A 1,423-nucleotide genomic window follows, 5' to 3' on the forward strand; every position below is an offset into this window, starting at 1 on the left:
GGCTCTTCGGAATTTTGGGTGTAGATGATGTTTTAGATCAGGGCGTGTTGAAGGCATAAAAAGAGTCGAGGTCTTCCGAAGATGGAAGTGACGAAACAACACATCTGAAGAAAGACCTCGACATGGCCCAGCCCACCTTCTGTGCCCCAGATCTTGATGCATTTTGCATGCTGAACAACTCCGGAGTAACCGTGACCGGTCAACACCTCACCGCCGAGTCAGCCGCGCTGGAGTGTCGGATGGGAGACTGCGACGATTTCTGTCGTCGGTGTGGCGCCCAGGCCAGAGTGCGAGGCAGTGTGGTGCGGAACGTCACCCATGTGCCCATGGGCTGGCGGCCCACTCAACTGCATCTGCGGCTGCGCCGGTATCGATGCGATGATTGCGCGCTCGTGTGGCAACAAGACACCACCAGCGTGGTCCCCCCAGCAGCCAAACTCTCGCATGCGGCAGCGTTGTGGGTGTTGAAATCCGTGGTCATCGACCGGTTATCGATTGCCCGAGTGGCCGCCAACCTGGGCGTGTCCTGGCACACCGCCAACGACGCGGTCCTGACCACCGGTCGGCGGTTGCTCATTGATGATCCCAACCGCCTCACCGGGGTTCGAGTCTTGGGTGTCGATGAGCATGTGTGGCGCCATACCCGGTGGGGTAACCGATATGTCACCGTGGTCATTGATCTGACTCCGGTGGCTGACGGCAAAGGTCCTGCACGCCTGTTGGATATGGTCCCGGGTCGATCCAAACAAACCTTTATCACCTGGCTCAACGCTCAGACCAGTGCCTTCCGCGCCGGAGTCGAAATCGTGGCTATGGATGGGTTCACCGGCTACAAGACCGCGGCTGCCCAATCCCTGCCCGAAGCGACCACCGTGATGGATCCCTTTCATGTGGTGGCATTAGCCGGTCAAGCCGTGGATAAAGCCCGACAACGGATTCAACAAGCCACGCTGGGACATCGCGGTCGTAAGGGTGATCCGCTGTATGGGATCCGCAAAGTGTTGAAAACCGGCAAGGACTACCTGACAGAACGACAACAAACCCGCCTGAAGACTGTATTTGCCAACCCGCAGCATCAGCCGGTGCAAACCACCTATGACATCTACCAGCAGATCGTGGCGGCCTACCGCAATCCCAACCGGCAGAAAGCCAAAAAGCGGTTACGCAAACTCATTGACTCCATGAGCCACGGTATTCCCAACACGCTCACAGAGCTCCAAACGTTGGGCCGGACCATGAAACGACGAGCCGCCGATATCCTGGCCTATTTCGATCACGTCGGCACCAGCAACGGCCCCACCGAAGCCATCAACGGCAGAATCGAACACCTGCGCGGCACCGCCCTGGGCTTCAGAAACCTCGCCCATTACATCACCCGAGCACTGCTGGACACCGGTGGATTCAGAAACAAAATACACTCACT

1 protein-coding gene is annotated in these 1,423 nt (G+C 58.0%); it reads left to right on the plus strand.

Annotated elements, in window-relative coordinates; genetic code table 11:
• Positions 1–122: 122 nt before the first annotated feature.
• The coding region (locus A6F49_RS14660; RefSeq protein WP_043055293.1) for an ISL3 family transposase at positions 123–1,423 on the plus strand (1,301 nt) is incomplete at its 3' end.

The organism is Enteractinococcus helveticum, from assembly GCF_001657475.1.
Lineage (GTDB): Bacteria > Actinomycetota > Actinomycetes > Actinomycetales > Micrococcaceae > Yaniella > Yaniella helvetica.